We start from the raw sequence: 1,535 nt of genomic DNA, 5'->3' as shown, positions 1-1,535 counted from the left end.
CCAACTATTCCGTTGATTGGTCCTGCAACATCATTTACTGCTTTGATTGCTGCTGCAACTACTGTTACCGTTACTGTCGCTGTTGAACAGTTGTCGGCATTTAATACTTCGCAGATTGTATAATCTACTGTGTATTCTCCTGCTTTTGTGTTTTCTGCTACCGTTACGGTTCCGTCTGTGTTTACCGTTAATGGTCCGTTTGGAGTAGAAGTGATTTTTACATCTGATGGAGTTACTTTAACGCCATTCAATAAATCATTATCCAACACATTGATTCCTGCATCTCCGCCAACTATTCCGTTGATTGGTCCTGCAACATCATTTACTGCTTTGATTGGTGCTGCAACTACTGTTACCGTTACTGTCGCTGTTGAACAGTTGTCGGCATTTAATACTTCGCAGATCGTATAGTCTACTGTGTATTCTCCTGCTTTTGTGTTTTCTGCTACAGTTACGGTTCCGTCTGTGTTTACTGTTAATGGTCCGTTTGGAGTAGAAGTGATTTTTACTTCTGAGGCTACTACTTTAACGCCATTCAATAAATCATTATCCAATACATTGATTCCTGCATCTCCTCCAACTATTCCGTTGATTGGTCCTGCAACATCATTTACTGCTTTGATTGGTGCTGCATTTACCGTTACCGTTACTGTCGCTGTTGAACAGTTGTCTGCATTTAATACTTCGCAGATCGTATAATCTACTGTGTATTCTCCTGCTTTTGTGTTTTCTGCTACCGTTACGGTTCCGTCTGTGTTTACCGTTAATGGTCCGTTTGGAGTAGAAGTGATTTTTACATCTGATGGAGTTACTTTAACGCCATTCAATAAATCATTATCCAATACATTGATTCCTGCATCTCCGCCAACTATTCCGTTGATTGGTCCTGCAACATCATTTACTGCTTTGATTGGTGCTGCAACTACTGTTACCGTTACTGTCGCTGTTGAACAGTTGTCGGCATTTAATACTTCGCAGATTGTATAATCTACTGTGTATTCTCCTGCTTTTGTGTTCTCTGCTACCGTTACGGTTCCGTCTGTGTTTACTGTTAATGGTCCGTTTGGAGTAGAAGTGATTTTTACATCTGATGGAGTTACTTTAACGCCATTCAATAAATCATTATCCAATACATTGATTCCTGCATCTCCGCCAACTATTCCGTTGATTGGTCCTGCAACATCATTTACTGCTTTGATTGCTGCTGCAACTACTGTTACCGTTACTGTCGCTGTTGAACAGTTGTCGGCATTTAATACTTCGCAGATTGTATAATCTACTGTGTATTCTCCTGCTTTTGTGTTTTCTGCTACCGTTACGGTTCCGTCTGTGTTTACCGTTAATGGTCCGTTTGGAGTAGAAGTGATTTTTACATCTGATGGAGTTACTTTAACGCCATTCAATAAATCATTATCCAATACATTGATTCCTGCATCTCCGCCAACTATTCCGTTGATTGGTCCTGCAACATCATTTACTGCTTTGATTGGTGCTGCAACTACTGTTACCGTTACTGTCGCTGTTGAACAGTTGTC

1 pseudogene is annotated in these 1,535 nt (G+C 40.6%); it reads right to left on the bottom strand.

The features are described from left to right. A pseudogene (locus tag BLV91_RS17075) lies at positions 1 to 1,535 on the bottom strand (hypothetical protein); the annotation flags it as partial.

It is taken from the genome of Flavobacterium degerlachei, assembly GCF_900106645.1.
Taxonomy (GTDB): Bacteria; Bacteroidota; Bacteroidia; order Flavobacteriales; family Flavobacteriaceae; genus Flavobacterium; species Flavobacterium degerlachei.
Note: the sequence above shows the minus strand (reverse complement) of the source record. Positions and strands in the feature narration are given on the sequence as shown.